This is a genomic window from Streptomyces sp. NPDC002870, from assembly GCF_042888505.1.
Taxonomy (GTDB): Bacteria; Actinomycetota; Actinomycetes; order Streptomycetales; family Streptomycetaceae; genus Streptomyces.
Genome location: NZ_JBIAPW010000048.1, coordinates 1 through 16,313 on the forward strand (window position 1 = coordinate 1; position 16,313 = coordinate 16,313).

The following is a 16,313-nucleotide window of genomic DNA, read 5'->3' on the forward strand; positions in this document are numbered from 1 at the left end:
AGTGATCCAGCCGTGCCCGAAGAACCAGACCCGACGCACCCTACGCAGCCCCCGAAGATCCCGAAGGGCCATCTCCAAAGCTAAATGTCAGTGCCTCCCCATAGTGTGGATACATCACTCGGGGAGCCTCGGAGAAGGAGCAGAAACGTGTCCACCAACAAGATCCAGCACAAGGTGAATCACGTCGCGCTGGTAGTGGACTGTTCGGGTTCGATGCATCAGCACCAGAGTCAACTCATCCGCGTCGTGGACGAGTTCGTGGCGGGCTTGAAGGCCGAGTCGGACAGCCTCGGTCATGAGACCCGGATCAGCCTCTACTCCTTCGACCATAAGGTGGAGAACCTGGTCTGGGACATGGACGTGAAGCATCTGCCGTCCATGCGGGGTCTGTACAAGGTCAACAATGGCGCTACGGCCCTCATCGAGGCCTCTCTGAAGTCACTGGACGACCTGGGCCACATCTGGGAGGCGTACGGCGAGCACAGTTTCCTCCAGATCGTGGTGACGGACGGCGAGGAGAACGCCTCCGGCGGCGACAGACGGCACGACGGCGACATGGCCATCCTCGGCCCCTGGCTCGACAAGATCGCGGCGAAGATGGGTGCGCTTCCGGGCCACTGGACTTCCGCGATCCTCGTTCCGAACTCCCTGGCGAAGCGAACCGCCCAGAACTACGGCTTCCCGGCCGGAAACATCGCCATCTGGGATGCGGATTCCCAGGAGGGTGTCGAGGAGGCGATCGGTACCGTGCGCGCTGCCGCCACCAGCTTCCTCCGTGGCCGCGAGCAGGGCGTGCGCGGCACGAAGAACCTGTTCGCGGTCGGCCAGGACATATCGGTCGACGACGTGCGGGCGAACCTCGAACCGGTCCCGGCCGACAAGTATCGACTCCTGAAGGTCGACACGGAGGTCGAGATTCGGTCCTTCGTTGATTCGCATCCGGGCGTGACGTACGAACGCGGGTCGTGCTACTACCAGCTGGGCACGCGGGTTCAGGTTCAGCCCGACAAGGAAGTCATCGTGGTCGAGAAGGACACTGACCGCGCATACACGGGCGACGCGGCACGCAGTCTTCTGTTCGGCACGGGTATCCAGGGGACCGTCTCCGTGAAGGCGGGGCGTAATCCCAAGTTGGAGGTATACGTGCAGAGTCGTTCGGTGAACAGAAAGCTCAAGCCGAAGACGCGTCTGCTCATCATGCTCTGAAGTTCACGAGAAGGACGTAGAGCAGGTGGTCCAGGACCAGTTGCGAAGGATCGGGCCAGTCGTGGACCTCGGCATCGGGGAGCATCTCGTGTACGTCAGGTTGAGGTCTTCATGCCAATGGGGCTGGCCCGTGCCGTTGCTGGCCGACTAGAGGTCGAGGACCACTTCGGTGGTCGGTTTGCTGCAGCAGACGAGGATGGTGCCGGCCTCGGGAGGTTCGAGAGGTTGGGTGCTGTAGGTGACGTCGCCTGCCACGAGGTGGGTGATGCAGGTGTGGCAGACGCCGGTGCGACAGGACCAGCGGGTGGGGATGTCGCAGGCTTCGGCGAGATCGAGGAGTGACGCGTGAGCGGGTGACCATGGGGTGGTGATGCCGCTGCGGGCGAAGGTGATGAGGGGGCCGGTGCCTTGTGGACCGGGTGGTTGGTGCGGCCGCACCACGGCGGTGGGCGATACTCCGGGATTGATGGCGGGCAGGGCGCTGAACTGCTCCATATGGATCCGTTCGGGGCGCAGGCCGTGATCGCGCAGGTAGCCTCCGAGGTCGTCCATGAAGGCGGGCGGTCCGCAGAGGTAGGCGTCGGCGTCTGTGGGAATGCCCAGGGCCGCGAGTGATTGGGCGGTCGGACGCCCCTGGGTGATGTGGGGCTCGTCGAGATGTGGGGCGGTTTCGGCGGTGTAGTAGATGTACTCGTGGGCATTGGGGAGTTGCGCCAGGAGCGCGTGGGCCTCGTCCGCGAAAGCGTGGTGGGGGCGGTCGTGGGCGATGTGGGTCCACCAGACCGGGCGTTGGTCTCGTGTGGCGGCGAGTTGGTGGAGCATGGCGAGCACCGGAGTGGCACCGATCCCTGCGGAGATGAGGACGATCGGGCGGGTGCCTTCTTCGAGTACGAACGTTCCGCGAGGGCTGGCGATGTCCACGACGTCTAGCGGGTGTACTGGTCGGGGCGAGACGATCTGCTTCGACCGCATTCCGATGACCCACCACGTGGAGTGCGTGGCGATCCTTGAGCCGGTGAAGAAGGACGCCTGACCTGCGGTTCTGTGAATGCGCATTATGTGCGGTGTGGGTGTTACGGGCGATATCTTGACGCTTATTTGACGCTCGTTCTGAGGGGGTGTCACCTCGCTGTTGATGCTGCTCAGGCGGTTGAAGGGCGGAGCTGTCCGGCTCCGGCTTTGCGGAAACATGGCTTTTCGCTGCCAGTCGGTCCAGAGCCGACAGACAGCGGTGGGCGGATTCGGCGCCGAGACCTCTACGGCAGCGGATGTTCGGGGTGCCGGCTGACGGCACCCGGTGTCGTCGGGTCACCGCTCGGGTGGCGACTGGCCGGGTGGGGGATCAGGGTGGTGTCGAAGTCGCCGTCGGCGATCTCGCGGGCGAGCTGTGCGAGCTGACGTTGGTGGGCGCGGGCGTAGGAGCGGAAGGCGGTGAAGGCGTCGTCGAGTGAGATGTGCCAGCGTTCCGCGAGGATGCCCTTGACCTGTTCCAGGACGATGCGGCTGGTGAGGGCGTACTGGAGTTGGGCACGCTCGATGTGGCTGTGGTCCAGGGTGCGCTGCTGCAGGATGGCGATGGTCGCGATGTCTGCCAGGGCTTGGGCGAGGGTGATGTCCTGATCACTGAGGGGTTCGGGGTCGGTCTGGAACAGGGCGAGTGCGCCGATGACGCGGCCGCGCAGCCGTAGCGGGAGTGCGTTGGTGGCCACGAATCCCGTCTCGTGGGCGCGGGTGGCGAACTGCGGCCAGCTCTCCGTGGTCTTCGGATCGGTGAGGTTGATGTTGGTGCGGGCCTGGCCACTCTTGTAGCAATCCACGCAGGGGCCTTGGTCGTGCTGCAGGGCGAAGAGTTCCAGCAGCCGGGTGTGTTCGTCGGAGGCGGCGATGGTCTGCAGGGTGTCGTGCTGGTCGGCCAGCAGGATGCCGACCGCCGCCACGTCCAGCAGTTCCATGCAGCGCACCGAGAGCTGCTGGAGGAAGTCGATGAGGTCGAAGTCGTCGGTCAGGGAGTCGGCGACTTCCACGAAGACCTCGGTGAGCCGTTGTTCGCGGGGCATGTCGATCAGTCCTTGTCTACGACGGTCGGGGGCTTGCCGTTGCCGTTGTGGTCCAGGCGGAGCCGTCGGTCCACCACGTCCTGGGAGATGTCGGTGATGGAGCGCCCACTGCTGTAGGCATACGCGCGCAGCCGCAGCAGGGCTTGGGGCAGGGGCAGGGAGAGTTGGACGCTGACCATGCCCGTCGCCTGGTGGATCACGGCGTGCTGCAGGGTGGGCGGGGAGCCGGCCGGGGTCGGCCCGGCCACGCGTGGCTCGCCGCTGCCCAGGCACCGGGCGGTGAGGGCGTCGGCCAGGATCAGCGCGTCGTCGGCCTGCTGTGCGGTCAGCGGGCCCGGGGTGCGGCGTACGGCGGTCAGCACACCTGTGCGGATCGCGCCGATCCCCATCGGGAAGCAGAAGACCGCCCGGGTCGGCAGGGCGGGGGCATCCATGGCCAGCGCGGGCCAGCGCGCTAGGCGAACGCCGACCAGGTCGGGCACCCACACCATCGCGCCGGTACGGGCCGCGTCGGGCCCGGGGCCCTCCCCGAGGGTGAGCTGAAGGTCCTCGAAGCGGCGCGTCGCGGCGTCCGAGCACCACAGGAGCTCGGTGAGGTCGCCCTCGGTGACAAGGGAGACCGCGAGGCCGTCCACGCCCAGCGCGGCGGCGCCGGCCGCGGTGACATCGGCGACCTGGCCGGAGCCGTCGTCGGACTGCAGCAGGCGCAGAACCCTGACCATGCGGTCACTGATCACCCACCACCACCTTGCCCCGTGCCGCCGGCGCCGAGCGGGCTCTTGGTCATGCTTCCCGGCCCGGTCACGAGGCCAGCGATGTGGGACGCCCGGCGGCCAGGTCGTCCGCGACGGCGGCACGCGATGCGGATACCAAGGGCCGGTCGTAGAGGAGGAAGCCGGTGGCGGTCAGATCCAGGAGGCGGGTCAGCATCTGACTCGGGTGGCGCAGACACAGCGACCCCCCGGCCGTGGTGGTGAGCCGAGATGCGACCAGGAAGGCATTGAGGCCGCTGACATCGCAGAAGGTGAGGAGGGTCAGGTCGATGTCGACCGTACGGATTCCGTCCCCCAGGCAGTCTTCGATCACCACCCGCACGGAGTGTGCCGTCTCCAGGTCGAGTTCACCCGCCAGGGTGATGGTCGCGTGGCTTCCCCGGTCGCGTCGGTGGATGTTCAAGCTTGGCAGAACAGGCATAGTGCCTCAGTTCTTATGACCACCTGGTGCAGCGCTGGGCGGGCCTGGGATTTCGGCTACGCCTGGCACGTATTCCGCGTGGTCGGACGCCTTTACAGGTCAGGCAAGAGCGACGGATGGCAACCCTGTTGCAGGGCCGTGAACCCGACCGGCTTCGCCTCGAAGGTGGGCCTGTGGTGATCCAGACGAACTGTCCACTCCCCGCAGGCACCAGCACGACAACAGCATTGGGCCACGCCGGGGTCTGGGACGTCCATCGCAGCATAGCTCTCGCGCCTACCCCCCGGCAGCCGTTCCTCGGCCACCGCCTTCCACCGACCCCGCGGCACGTTCCTCCGGCGTCCGGCTTCACCGGCCGTCCCGACGGTCCCGACGGTTCCAATGGCTCAGGCGCTGTCGCCTGTACCGGCGGTCCCAGCGGTCCTGACGGTCCCTGTAGGCCCGGTAGTCCTGGTAACCCTGGTACTCGGAATCGCCGCCGCGGGACCCACCCCTGGCGCCACCTCGGCCGGAGTGCACGAGACCGAAGATGAGAACGGCTGCGGCCACCCACCAGACGGGGCTGAGGAAGCCGAGGCCGAACAGGGCCACTATGAGGATGAGAAGTAAGACGGACACGGCCAACCTTCCCGGAGCACAACAGAACATCGCTGCCGGGGACTGGGGCTTCACTCAACACCGTAGTCCTGCCCGGAGGTTACGGATAGCGCCCCTACCTCGGCCTGCAGGAACGGCCTGAATCGCGAAATTGACGCCTCTTCACGGGGTGCGGCAACGCCTGACGTGCACGGTGCATCCCCGAGCCCCGGCTGCGTCGAGAGGTTGACCGCGCTCCATCGGAAGCGCGCCTTGCGCATCTGTGCCGAACGTGCCTCGTCACAAGCGTGGACGTCCCGCGGTCGCCGTCGCTACGCGACCTTGGGTCGGTCCACCCCGCAGCTCTCGACGGTGCAGTCGGGCAGCAGTGCCGAGCGCTCCAGCAGTTTGTGCGAAGACCTACCCGACCGTCCCCCGGCGAACTCCGCGTCGGCGCGTCCACCAATTTTTCCAGGAGCCCCGGCCCGGTAGACCGCCGCAGTAAGAAAGGTCCCGTCACGGGGCCGCCGTTGCGCCGGGAGCCCGCCCCCGCTTCGGTGTCGAGCCCCGGACTGCCTCTCCGCGTCCGGGGCGCGCCTGCCATTCGCGCAGCGAAGGGCCGTCGTGACGCCGTGGTCGAGATCTCGCCATACTTGGGCGGTTTCCCGGGGGCTGCGACTGAGTGCTTCGCCGGTGCAAGGGGGGCCGGCCGCCAGGCCACCGTCACAGGTTGCGCCTACTCTGAGATTGAGGTACCTGCGAAGGTCATCATGATCATTCTCGGGGTCATCTTGCTCGTCATCGATTTCGTGGCCGGCATCGCCATCTTGTGGACCCTCGGGATCATCCTGGTCGTCATTGGGATCATCCTGTGGGTCCTGGGGGCGGTCGGTCACGCGGTCGGGGGGCGTCGGCACTACTGGTAGACGGCTTGGGCCCGCCCTGGTGCGACCCCGCCGCCCAGTCCCCCCACGACTCCAGGAGGCGTAGCGCCATGATCTTCTTCCTGGTTCTGCTCGGCAGCGCCATCGCGCTGGTCGTCATCGGCGCTGTCGTGGACGGCCTGCTGTATCTGCTGTCCACAGGGGTGCTGCTCGCCGTGGTCGCCGTCCTGTACCTGCTCGTGCGCTCGATATCGCGATCGCGTCGGCGCCCGGCCCACTGACCCGTGCGGTAGATGTCGGACCGCCGATCCACGAGCACCATGTCCATGAAGCCTTCCACTGCCGGGAACCGTTCGTCTCCGCTGCGTCGGGTACGCCGAACGGTCAGCCGCTCACCAGTCGGGCGCGTGTGGCGGCGGAGCAGCGATCTCGGACTGGGGCAGCGCGCCCTGGGCTTCGCCGCGCTCGGATTCCTCACGCTGGTTCCGCTGCTGATCATTGTCTCCTCGGGCGATCCCAAGCAGGGGCAGGGGTTCGCGCAGTGGCTGGGGGAGGGGCTCGGCGTGTCGACGGCCTCCAGAGAACAGGTCGAGAAGTTGTTCATCGGGCCCGGCCAGGCCCTGCGGACCACGACGGCCTTCGGTATTGCCGCCCTCGCCGTGTTCGGCCTGACCTTCGGTGCGGCGGTGCAGAGCGGCTACGAGAAGGTCTGGGACCTGCCGCCGGCCCGGTGGTGGGCCAGGTGGCGGCATGTGGTGTGGCTCGCCGTCCTCACCGGATACCTCCTCCTCTCCGCCACCACGACTCTGCGGCGCGAGCCGCTGGCGGGTGGGGCGGTCGCGTCGCTGAGCGCCGTCCTGTTCCCCTGGTGGTCCCAGCGCCTGCTGCTCGGCGGGCGGATTCGCTGGCGCGCCCTGTTTCCCGGCGCCGTCGTCACCGTTATCGGACTGCTCGGTCTGCGGGTCTTCTCCAGGCTCGTCTTCTCGCCGTTGATCGCATCCAGCACCGTCACCTATGGCCCCGTCGGAACTGTCCTGGTCATCCAGTCCTGGCTGGTCGGTGTGGGTGTCGTCGTCTTCGGCGGCGCGCTGGCCGGTCGGCTCCTGTACGAGGATTTTTCACGCATGGCGCACGCGCTGAAGCGCCGCAGAGGAACTGCAGCCCCGTAGCTGCCTACCCCCGGCGGCTGCACCTGCCGCACTCCTCTTCCGGCTCGGTGACCCTGAGCGGTGGGCAAGCACAAGGCCCACGCCGCCACCGGTACCTCCAACCCGTCGCCGGATGGTCCTCAGGCGTGACGGCCCCGGGGATCTGCCGTGACATGACATCTGCGGCAGCGCGCGGCTGACAGCGGTGCGGGCTTCCTCGCCCGCGAGAGGTGCCAGGCGCTGGATTTCCAAGGAGGCCAGTGTTGGAGCGCCGGGTCGTGCTCGGAGACATCGTCGCCGCGTATGCCGTGCCCTCAACCGCCGTCAGTACGTCCCGCACCCTGTCCGGGACTTGGCCGGGGGCGTAGGGTGGGACCAGCGCCCCGGACCCTTGGCGTGTTGAGCACAGCGGTGATGCAGGGCCGTGCACAAGCGCGCTTCCTTGGAAGCGGAGTTCTTGCGTGGCGGGAGCAGCGTGTGTGATCACGTGGTGGCTCATTTCCTGCGTTTTGTCCGGAGGAAGGTCCGCACTTGCGGCGTGCGGGACCGCCTGACCCCGGGTGTGTTGCTGCGGTGTCGGGCCGTTTCTGACTGAGGCGCTATGAATATTGCGCACATCCTCTTGGTGGACTTGGACATCGAAATCGATGTCAGGGGGCTGACGTTCTGCGACGTCAGCGGTCTGAATACTCTGCTGGCCGCCCGCACATCGGGCCGGTATCAGGGAGGTTCTGTGCGTCTGCACGGTGCGTTGCCCGCTGATGTCCCGTTCTTGGCCATGACCGGTACCCGCTTCCTCATCGATGGCCCGTCACCGCTCCGGTACTGCGCCTCTTCCCGGCAAGTGCCTCGTGATCGCGGGCCCCACGCCAGGCATCGGCCCTCTGACGCCGACGGCGAACCTCGCCGACGACCCCAACGCCCGGTATATGCCCCGCGCCCCCTTTCCGACCCACACACATGGACTGACCACGATGTCGGAACAACAGCTCATCCACGTCACGTCCCCTCAAGGCCACCCTCATCAGCTTCGGTACGAGACGGTCCGGACGGATCGCGGTTCTGGCAAACGGTCTGGCGTTGCGGCAGCCTGAGTGGCATGAGCCCGGCATCCGGGACTGAGGAACGGTCATGAGTACCCAGGTGCCGCTCCGCTCATCCGCTGCTGAAAGTCACCCAACGGGCGGCAGTGATTTCGCCCGGTTGTCGAAACAGATCAAGCAGGCCGGTCTGATGCGTCGCCGCCCCGCCTACTACGCCGTGCGCATGGTGCTCGTCGTTGCCCTGTACCTGGCCGGCTGGGGTGCCTTCCTGCTGGTGGGCAACAGTTGGTGGACGCTCGCCGTTGGTGTTGTTCTGGCGGGGGTGTTCGGACAGGTGGCTCTGGTCGCGCACGACGTGGGGCACCGGCAGGTGTTCAGGCGCAAGAAAGCGAGCGCCCGCGCAGGTCGCCTAGCGGGAAACCTCGGGATCGGGATGGGATACGGATGGTGGCAGGACAAACACTCCCGCCACCACGCCAACCCCAACCACGAGGACCTCGACCCGGACGTCGCACCCGACATCTTTGTCTGGAGCCAGGCCCAGGCCCGCCAAGCCTCAAAGCTGCCCCGCGTGGTCGGACGGGTCCAGTCCGTCCTCTTCCTGCCGCTCCTCACCCTGGAGGGATTCAACCTCCACGTAGCCGGCGTCCGTGCCCTCGCGGACCGTTCCCTCAAACAGCGCCGCCTGGAAGGCATCCTGCTGTTCGGACACTTCACGCTCTACTGCGCCCTGCTGTTCGCCGTCCTGTCGCCTGGCAAGGCCGTGGCCTTTCTCGCTGTGCACCAGTGCCTGTTCGGGGTGTACCTGGGCTCCATCTTCGCCCCCAACCACAAGGGGATGCCCACCCTGACCGGCCCGCACCGCCCCGACTTCCTGCGCCGCCAAGTCCTCACCTCACGCAATGTCCGCGGCGGACGGATCACCGACGTCATCCTGGGCGGCCTGAACTACCAGATCGAACACCACCTGTTTCCCAGCATGCCGTCACCGAATCTGCGACATGCCCAGGGCATCGTCCGCCGGTACTGCGAGCAGCTGGACGTGCCGTACCTCCAGACGGGACTGATCGACTCTTACAGGCAAGCAATCAAGAGCCTGCACCACGCCAGCGCCCCCTTGCGACAAACAGGCTGACCGACTGCTCAAGCCGGTCCGTCAGTGTGCGTGGCAGCGCCGGGCGGGCCACGGTCCGCTGTAGAGAAGTCGCATGCTTCTCAAGCACCCGTCCGACCGAGGTGGCTCGCGCAACAAACCGTTCGAGAGGCTGGCCGAGAATGCCTCACGGTTCACCAGCTCAGCAACGTTCTTCGTGGTCTGCCTGATCCTGGTCGCCGTGGCTGTCGTACTGCACCTGATCGGCCTGCCGATCAAGTGGCTCGTGTTCGCGGGCGAGGCGATGTCGGCGGTGACCTTGCTCCTGCTGGCCTTGCTCAAGAACTCCGAGCTGCGGGCCGAACGGGCGGTCCAGAGCAAGCTGGACGCCATCGCCGCTGCCCTGCTGGAAGGTCAGGAGGGCAGCGGCACCGGAAAGGCCCACCGGGAGCTGCGGTCCTCCCTCGGCCTGGAGGAGGGCTCCTGAGGGACCCGGGGACGTCCGCGTGGCATCAAGCAGAGCCCCTGGGGAGGGTGCTGGCGCTGGATGGCCCAGTCCTCTCTAACAGAGCCGAGTAGGCCCGTTCGATGCCCTGCGTGTAGCCGGTCCCCAACTCGATGTAGACGTGCCCGCCGGCCGTACACGCTTTGCGCAGGGCAGCGCTCTGGTCCCTGACCCATGCGGCGATCTCCCGGTAGGTGGTGTCATCGGCTCCCTCGAGCCAGTCCGGGGCGGCCCGCAGGTGTTCGGGGGTCAGCTTTGTATCTCCGAGGAATACGGAGGTCAGTGGCATCCCGACACCGGCGGCGGCCGTGGCCGCGGCGGTGTGACGATGTCGCCCTCGACCACATAGCCATCTTGGGGATCGGAGTCATCAAGAGCCTCCGCAGCTGCACGGATGAACTCAATGAGGAACGGCTGAGCGAGCACTGCCTTGTCCGAATGCGTACCATGCCGCACACCGTGCTCAGGGGCAGCGCGCTGCAGCATCGACACGAGAGCGTCGGTCGGGCAACCCGGGAGGCCCTCTCGGTCCAGCAGCATCCACGCGAGGGTGCTCTTGCCCACCCGGGGCGGGCCGCCAATCAGGTAGATCACATGAAGGCCGTACCTCGGGGGCCGACTTGGGTGATCTCGCTGCGGCTGGATCGTAGTCACTGCGTCCCGTCGCACAAACGCGTCCCGGTCCGCGGTGTGCATTACGTGCGATACGCGCGGATTCGCGACGCAGGTTTCGGCAGGGAAACCAGGCAGACCAACACTGCGGCTACGGATAGCGCACGTCCTGGATAGCTGGAGCGACCTGGAGGCAGAAACAGGGAAATGAGCCCGCCGACGATCAAATGGCCTCCGTGGCGCCCAGGAGACGAGCGGGGGCACCGACGGTGATCTGCGCCCAGCCCTCCAGCTGCGCAGTGCCCTCTCCGAGCAGGGGCAGGGCGCCTCGCAGGCCACCAGCGGCCCCGACGCACCCGCGGCTGCCTCACGCGGCGGGGAGCCGCGCGTCCTCCAGGTCCAGCGAACGCTGCAGCCGTCTGCGCGTGGTGTCGCTGATGCGATCAACCGGATCACCTCAACCGGATACGGGAACTGCTTCTGGTCCTCAGAGAAGACAGGGGCGTTGGCCCGGTCGATTGCTACTGAGCCCTGCGAGCTGGAAGGGGCGCTGCGGCTCTGCATCGACAAAGGGTCCGGCGGCTGCCGATCGGAAGGTAGAGGAGATCATGAGCACTGATTCTCCCCAGCCACTCCCCAGCGCGTGTGGAGTGCCGTGATGATGTGTGCGCGATAGCAAATTCGACGCCGTCGGTGCGAACCGGGTGGTGGCCTAAAGCCAATCCCGTCGCTTGAAGATGAAGTACAAACTCACGCAAACAACGGCCATCAGAGCTACAGCGAAGGGGTATCCGAACGCCCAGCTCAGCTCCGGCATGGCCTCGAAGTTCATTCCATAAATCCATCTCCCGAACGGCCCTGACCTGCGGAAACGCGCCCCTGACCTGCGGTGGAGCGTCATTCACGGCCTTTCAGTGTCATGCCCGTGTTACGCAGCCGATTCTCCCCACGCGGTCCCCAGTGCCGGGGCAAACTCCCCAGATTCTCCCCAGGCGCGCCCTGGCTCTCGCCGGCACCGTGACCTGGCTGTCGGTCACGTGGTACGAGGTCCCTCGCGCGGGCGCCGTGCCCTTCTCCGCCCAGGCGCTCACATCGCGCAGCGCCTGCTGCAGGATGCCGGTGAACTCGACCAGACGGGCCGCGCGAGCACCGGTGACGGGGGCCAAACGCCCCGAGGTCCTTCAAAAGCCCCAGGTCAGGGGCCCTGACGGCGCGATGTCAGCCCCTTACACGCTCCGACAGCGGGACGAAAGAGCCCACGGCTAGTTTCTTTCCCGTCGGCCGCGGACGGGGTGGTCCGGCGGTTCACGATCAAGAGATTCCGAGAGTGTCGGTGGGGAACCGCCGTGCTCTTGACAGGGGGTTACCTGCCGATGACGGTGTTCACAAGTACCTTTGCGCCCGGTGTACAGGAGCTCGGATTCGTTCGGTCCGTCGACCGGCGTCTGCTTCATCGGCGGGCCCTGTCGGAGGTGTTCCTCACCGACACCTCGGCCGTGGACGGGCAGCGCTTTCTCGCCGGAGCCCAACTCCCATCCTCGCACGCGTACTTCACCGATCACGTCGGCCACACGGTCGTCGACCCGGTCCTGCTCCTGGAGTGCGCCCGACAGGCCGAGACCTATGGCGCGCACACCCATCTCGGCGTCGACGGCGACACGAAGTTCGTCCTGCAGTCGTGGTCCATGCGGCTGCCCGGCCTGTTCGCCGCGCACTCCGGCGACCCGGCGGAGTTGACCATGCAGCTCACCACCGACCGGCCCGCCGACGCGACCGCGCCCGCCCGGTCCGTCACGTACGAGATTCGCCTCCTGCTCTCCGGTGAGGAGGTCGGCGAGGTGCGCATGGCGGTCGGCTACCTGTCGTCGGGGACGTACTCCTTCGTCCGGTCGAAGCGGCGCGGTAGCCCGCCCGTCTTGTCCGACGACGTCGCGACCGTCCCGGCGACGGTCGACCCTCAGGACCTCGGGCGCGCCAACCCGGTCAACGCGCTGCTCATCGACCCCGTGCACGACGGTGACGGAATCTCCGCCGGCGTACGGACCCCCAACGACAACCCGAGCATGTTCGACCATGTGCAGGACCATCTGCCGGGCATGGTGCTCACCGAGGCCGCGCGGCAGGCCGCACTGCTCGCCGGTGCCCGGCTCCTCGGCAGGCCCGCCGACGGGACCACGCTGGTCGGGTTCGACCTCGGCTTCGCCAAGTTCGCCGAACTCGACGCGCCGACCACGGTCAGCGCGGTCCCCGAGCGCGACCGCGACGGGATCCAGAGCTTCCGGATCGGTTTCCTGCAGAGCGGCGAGGAGGTCGCGTCCGGCACCGTGGAGACTACGGCCGTTCCCGCGTCGCACCGGAGCGCACGGTGAGTGGACGTGCGGCGGTTCTCGCGGGGCTCGGCGGCTGGCTGCCGCCGACGAGGATCACCAACGACGACCTCGCCCGGCAACTCGACACCACCGATGAGTGGATCACGACCCGCACCGGGATCCGGCAGCGGTTCGTGGTGCCGCCGGGTCTGTCCACCTCGGACGTCGCGGTCGAGGCGGGGGCCAGGGCGCTCGCCTCCGCGGGTAGGGACTCGGTGGACCTGCTCGTTCTTGCCACGAGCACTCCGGACCACCCGTGCCCGGCCACGGCGCCCGAAGTGGCCAGCCGGCTCGGGCTCGGGGAGATACCCGCATTCGATGTCGCCGCCGTGTGCACGGGGTTCGTGTACGCGCTGGCGACAGCGTCGAGCATGATCCGGGCGGGGATCGCCGACAGCGCCCTGGTGATCGGCGCCGACACCTTCTCCACCATCCTCGACCCCGAGGACCGCACGACCAGGGCGATCTTCGGGGACGGCGCGGGTGCGACGGTGCTGCGCGCCGGACGCATGGGGGAGAGTGGTGCGCTTCTCGGGTTCGACCTGGCCAGTGACGGCTCCCAGGCCGATCTGATCACCGTGCCGGGCGGTGGGTCCGAGCACCGCTCGAAGGGGCTTGCCGCGCCGGGCGACGAGTTCTTCACCATGCATGGCCGTTCGGTGTTCCGCAACGCTGTGACGCGGATGAGCGAGTCGTCCCGGCGGCTGGCGAAGCAGCTCGGCTGGCCCCTCGAGTCCATCGACCGGCTCGTCGCCCACCAGGCCAACATCCGCATCCTGACCGCCGTCGGCAATGAGCTCGGGCTGCCCGAAGAGAAGTTGGTGGTCAACCTCGACCGGGTCGGCAACACCGTTGCCGCCTCCATACCCCTGGCGCTGGCCGACGCCGTGCACACGGGCTCGATCGCACCGGGCCACCGGGTGCTGCTGTGCGGCTTCGGCGGGGGCCTCACCTGGGGGGCCGCGGCCCTGGAGCTGCCCGAGGTGCCCGTCGAACCACTCCCGGGCCCTGCGGCCCCGCCTGAACCCGCCTGCGCGACGTAACCCCGCCTGCGCGGAGAGACACGCCTGCGCCAAGCAACCAACGCAAGCCAAGCAAAGGAAGAAAGCCCAATCATGAGCGCTGTACAGGAAAAGCTGACCGGTCTGCTCGTCTCCCAGCTCGGCGTGCCCGCCGCGAAGATCGAGCCGGTGATCGCCTACAAGGACCTGGCCCTCGACTCGCTCGCGCTGATCGAGCTGACCATGCTCATCAACAAGGAGCTGGGGGTCGACCTCAACGACGACGTCCTCCAGGGCGAGACGACCATTAGGGACACCGTCGAGCTCATCGAGTCCCAGGGCGTACGCGCGTGACCCACCCATCGAAGGGAGCCGTGGCGATCACGGGGGTCGGACTCGTGACCGCCGCCGGCCTTGACGCGAAGACGAGCTGGGAGCGGGTGTGCTCCGGCCGGTCGACCGCCGCCCCCGATCCCGAACTCGCCGGACTCCCCGTCGACTTCTCCTGTCGCGTGCCAGGCTTCGACGCCGGGGCGCTGCTCGGGCCGGGCAACGCATGGCGGCTCGACCGCTTCACGCAGCTGGCGATCGTCGCCGCCCGCCAGGCGGTGTCCGACGCGGGCCTCGACCCGGAGAACTGGGACGGCACACGGGTGGGCGTCATTGTCGGCAACTCCCTTGGCGGCACGGCGACTTGGGAGCAGCAGCACCGCAGGTTCCTGGAGGACGCGCCGAAGAGTGTCTCGCCGCTGATGATCCCCATGGGGATGTCGAACATGGTGGCGGGCCAACTGGCCATCGACGTGAGGGCGTTCGGGCCGAGCATGGTCACGGCCACCGCCTGCGCGTCCGGCTCCAACGCCATCGGCCTGGCCCGGGACCTGCTGCGGTCCGGCACCTGCGACGTGGTGCTCGCCGGGGGCGCCGAGGCCGCCCTGACGCCCGCGACCATCACCGGCTTGACCCGGATGGGCGGCCTCTCGGGGCGGCGCGAGGACCCGGGCGCCGCGTCCCGGCCGTTCGACGCGGCACGCGACGGCTTCGTCGCGGGAGAGGGCGCCGGGATCCTCGTACTGGAGCGGCCCGGGGACGCGCGGGCGCGCGGTGCCTCGGTCTACGCCAACGTCATCGGCTTCGGCTCGTCGACGGACGCGTACCACGCCACCGCGCCCGACCCGAGCGGCGCCGGGATGGAGCGCGCGCTGCGCGCCGCCCTCGCCGACGCGGGAGCGGGGACGGACGAGGTGGACCACGTCAACGCGCACGGCACCTCGACGCCGCTCAACGACGTCACCGAGGGCCGCGTGCTGCGCCGCGTCCTGGGCGAGCGCCCGCTGGTCACCTCGACCAAGGGCGTCACGGGGCACGCGCTCGCCGCCGCGGGCGCCATCGAGGCCGCCTTCACCGCGCTGGCGCTGCGCGACGGCGTGGTCCCGCCGACGGCCAACCTCACCGAGCTCGACCCCGAGATCGACCTCAACATCACGACGGGCGCGGCGGCGGAGAGGGATCTGGAGGTCGCGGTGAGCACGTCACTCGGTTTCGGCGGCCACAACGCCGCACTCGTCTTCGCGGCCGCTTGAGATTTGCGGCCGTTCGAGAACAGTCCGCGGCTCGAGAGCAGTTCACGGCCGCATGAGAACAGAAGGAGGAAAGGTGCGCCTGAGGAATCTGGGCAACACGGGAATCAAGATCGGCGGCGTCGGCCTCGGGTGCATGGGCATGAGCTGGCTCTACCAGGAGTCCGCCCGGGACGACGAACGCTCCATCCGGGTCATCAATGAGGCACTGGACCTCGGCGGGAACCTGCTGGACACGGCAGATCTCTACGGGGCGGGCCACAACGAGACGCTGCTGGGTCGGGCCGTCGCTGGCCGCCGGGACGAGGCGGTCGTCGCGACGAAGTTCGGCATCGTCCTGGACGACCTCCAACAGCGGGCGGCCCATCGCGACAACTCACGGGCCTATCTGCGTACGGCGGTCGAGGCCAGTCTGCGACGGCTGGACCTCGACGTCATCGACCTCTACTACGTCCATCGCATCGACCCCGCCGTCCCGCTGGCGGAGACCTGGGGCGCGATGGCGGAGCTCGTCGACGAGGGCAAGGTGCGCTGGCTCGGCCTTTCCGAGCCCACGGTCGCACAGGCCCGCGAGGCTCACGGGATCCACCCGGTGACCGCCGTCCAGTCCGAACTCTCGCTGTGGACGCGCGACGCGCTGGAGGGCGAGTCGGGCGGGACAGTCGGCTGGTGCGAGAGCGTGGGGGCGAGCTTCGTCCCGTTCGCGCCGCTCGGCCGGGGTTTCCTCACCGGGACCCTGCACGCCGGCCAGTTCGAGGACACCGACTTCCGCACCGCCAACCCGCGCTTCCACCGTGCCGCGATGGAGGCGAACCAGCGCATCGTCGACGTGATCCGGGAGGTCGCCGACCGCCGTTCGGTCACGCCTGCCCAGGTCGCCATCGCCTGGACGCTCGCGCAGGGCGAGCGGGTGGTGCCGATCCCCGGCACGAAGAACTCCCGCTATCTGCGGGAGAACCTGGCCGCGGCGGAGGTCCACCTCACCGAGGAGGACCTGGCCGACCTGGCCGCGCTGCCGGCCGCCGTCGGAAGCAGGTACTGAGCT

Annotated in this window: 17 protein-coding genes and 1 pseudogene; 12 read left to right on the top strand and 6 right to left on the bottom strand. The window is 68.0% G+C overall.

Going from position 1 to position 16,313, the window contains the following annotated elements; all coding sequences use genetic code 11:
- Nucleotides 1-147 precede the first annotated feature (147 nt).
- Nucleotides 148-1,206, top strand: a complete 1,059-nt coding sequence (locus ACFYWY_RS35185) for a VWA domain-containing protein (protein WP_389194605.1) — start codon at nt 148-150, stop codon at nt 1,204-1,206.
- 147 nt (nt 1,207-1,353) lie between these two features.
- Here ACFYWY_RS35185 and ACFYWY_RS35190 read toward each other — a convergent pair whose 3' ends face one another.
- The 4 genes from ACFYWY_RS35190 to ACFYWY_RS35205 all read right to left on the bottom strand — a co-directional run bounded on the left by ACFYWY_RS35190 (nt 1,354) and on the right by ACFYWY_RS35205 (nt 4,439).
- Complete coding sequence (locus ACFYWY_RS35190; protein WP_389194608.1) at nt 1,354-2,262, bottom strand: flavin reductase family protein; 909 nt, start codon at nt 2,260-2,262, stop codon at nt 1,354-1,356.
- Nucleotides 2,263-2,462: 200 nt separating this feature from the next.
- Nucleotides 2,463-3,263 (bottom strand): GAF domain-containing protein, encoded by an 801-nt coding sequence (locus ACFYWY_RS35195; RefSeq protein WP_389194611.1) that lies wholly within the window; start codon nt 3,261-3,263, stop codon nt 2,463-2,465.
- Between the two features lie 5 nt (nt 3,264-3,268).
- Entirely contained in the window at nt 3,269-4,000 is a 732-nt protein-coding gene (locus ACFYWY_RS35200; protein WP_389194613.1) for an ANTAR domain-containing protein, read from the bottom strand.
- A 64-nt stretch (nt 4,001-4,064) separates the two neighbouring features.
- Nucleotides 4,065-4,439 (bottom strand): STAS domain-containing protein, encoded by a 375-nt coding sequence (locus tag ACFYWY_RS35205; protein WP_389194616.1) that lies wholly within the window; start codon nt 4,437-4,439, stop codon nt 4,065-4,067.
- 1,364 nt (nt 4,440-5,803) lie between these two features.
- Between ACFYWY_RS35205 and ACFYWY_RS35210 the strand changes: the two genes are divergently transcribed.
- The 6 genes from ACFYWY_RS35210 to ACFYWY_RS35235 all read left to right on the top strand — a co-directional run bounded on the left by ACFYWY_RS35210 (nt 5,804) and on the right by ACFYWY_RS35235 (nt 9,688).
- Nucleotides 5,804-5,959, top strand: coding sequence for a DUF6131 family protein (locus ACFYWY_RS35210; RefSeq protein WP_389194619.1), 156 nt, complete (start codon nt 5,804-5,806; stop codon nt 5,957-5,959).
- A 68-nt stretch (nt 5,960-6,027) separates the two neighbouring features.
- Nucleotides 6,028-6,198 (top strand): hypothetical protein, encoded by a 171-nt coding sequence (locus ACFYWY_RS35215; protein ID WP_381194364.1) that lies wholly within the window; start codon nt 6,028-6,030, stop codon nt 6,196-6,198.
- 39 nt (nt 6,199-6,237) lie between these two features.
- Complete coding sequence (locus ACFYWY_RS35220) at nt 6,238-7,086, top strand: ribonuclease BN (protein ID WP_389194622.1); 849 nt, start codon at nt 6,238-6,240, stop codon at nt 7,084-7,086.
- Nucleotides 7,087-7,666: 580 nt separating this feature from the next.
- Entirely contained in the window at nt 7,667-8,200 is a 534-nt protein-coding gene (locus ACFYWY_RS35225; protein WP_389194624.1) for an STAS domain-containing protein, read from the top strand.
- On the top strand, nt 8,197-9,243 hold the full coding sequence (locus ACFYWY_RS35230; protein ID WP_389194626.1) for a fatty acid desaturase family protein: 1,047 nt from the start codon (nt 8,197-8,199) through the stop codon (nt 9,241-9,243). The genes ACFYWY_RS35225 and ACFYWY_RS35230 overlap by 4 nt, the downstream gene beginning before the upstream one ends.
- A gap of 73 nt (nt 9,244-9,316) precedes the next feature.
- Nucleotides 9,317-9,688, top strand: coding sequence for a hypothetical protein (locus tag ACFYWY_RS35235; protein WP_389194629.1), 372 nt, complete (start codon nt 9,317-9,319; stop codon nt 9,686-9,688).
- A 297-nt stretch (nt 9,689-9,985) separates the two neighbouring features.
- On the opposite strand, the gene ACFYWY_RS35240 is transcribed toward ACFYWY_RS35235, so the two are convergent.
- Both ACFYWY_RS35240 and ACFYWY_RS35245 read right to left on the bottom strand, forming a co-directional pair.
- On the bottom strand, nt 9,986-10,300 hold the full coding sequence (locus ACFYWY_RS35240; RefSeq protein ID WP_389194631.1) for a hypothetical protein: 315 nt from the start codon (nt 10,298-10,300) through the stop codon (nt 9,986-9,988).
- Nucleotides 10,301-11,030: 730 nt separating this feature from the next.
- Nucleotides 11,031-11,159: pseudogene (locus ACFYWY_RS35245) on the bottom strand (CorA family divalent cation transporter); the annotation flags it as partial.
- 532 nt (nt 11,160-11,691) lie between these two features.
- On the opposite strand from ACFYWY_RS35245, the gene ACFYWY_RS35250 reads away from it, so the two are divergent.
- From ACFYWY_RS35250 to ACFYWY_RS35270, 5 genes are all read left to right on the top strand, one after another.
- On the top strand, nt 11,692-12,687 hold the full coding sequence (locus ACFYWY_RS35250; RefSeq protein ID WP_389194634.1) for an AfsA-related hotdog domain-containing protein: 996 nt from the start codon (nt 11,692-11,694) through the stop codon (nt 12,685-12,687).
- Nucleotides 12,684-13,730, top strand: a complete 1,047-nt coding sequence (locus ACFYWY_RS35255) for a beta-ketoacyl-ACP synthase III (protein WP_389194637.1) — start codon at nt 12,684-12,686, stop codon at nt 13,728-13,730. The genes ACFYWY_RS35250 and ACFYWY_RS35255 overlap by 4 nt, the downstream gene beginning before the upstream one ends.
- 72 nt (nt 13,731-13,802) lie before the next feature.
- Nucleotides 13,803-14,042 carry a phosphopantetheine-binding protein gene (locus ACFYWY_RS35260; RefSeq protein WP_356232142.1) on the top strand — a complete coding sequence of 80 codons (240 nt, stop codon included), beginning with the start codon at nt 13,803-13,805 and terminating at the stop codon, nt 14,040-14,042.
- 20 nt (nt 14,043-14,062) lie between these two features.
- The gene (locus ACFYWY_RS35265) at nt 14,063-15,271 is read left to right on the top strand and encodes a beta-ketoacyl-[acyl-carrier-protein] synthase family protein (RefSeq protein WP_389194640.1); all 1,209 of its coding nucleotides are present in this window, start codon (nt 14,063-14,065) and stop codon (nt 15,269-15,271) included.
- A 73-nt stretch (nt 15,272-15,344) separates the two neighbouring features.
- Nucleotides 15,345-16,310 (top strand): aldo/keto reductase, encoded by a 966-nt coding sequence (locus ACFYWY_RS35270; RefSeq protein ID WP_389194643.1) that lies wholly within the window; start codon nt 15,345-15,347, stop codon nt 16,308-16,310.
- The last annotated feature ends 3 nt before the right edge of the window (nt 16,311-16,313 follow it).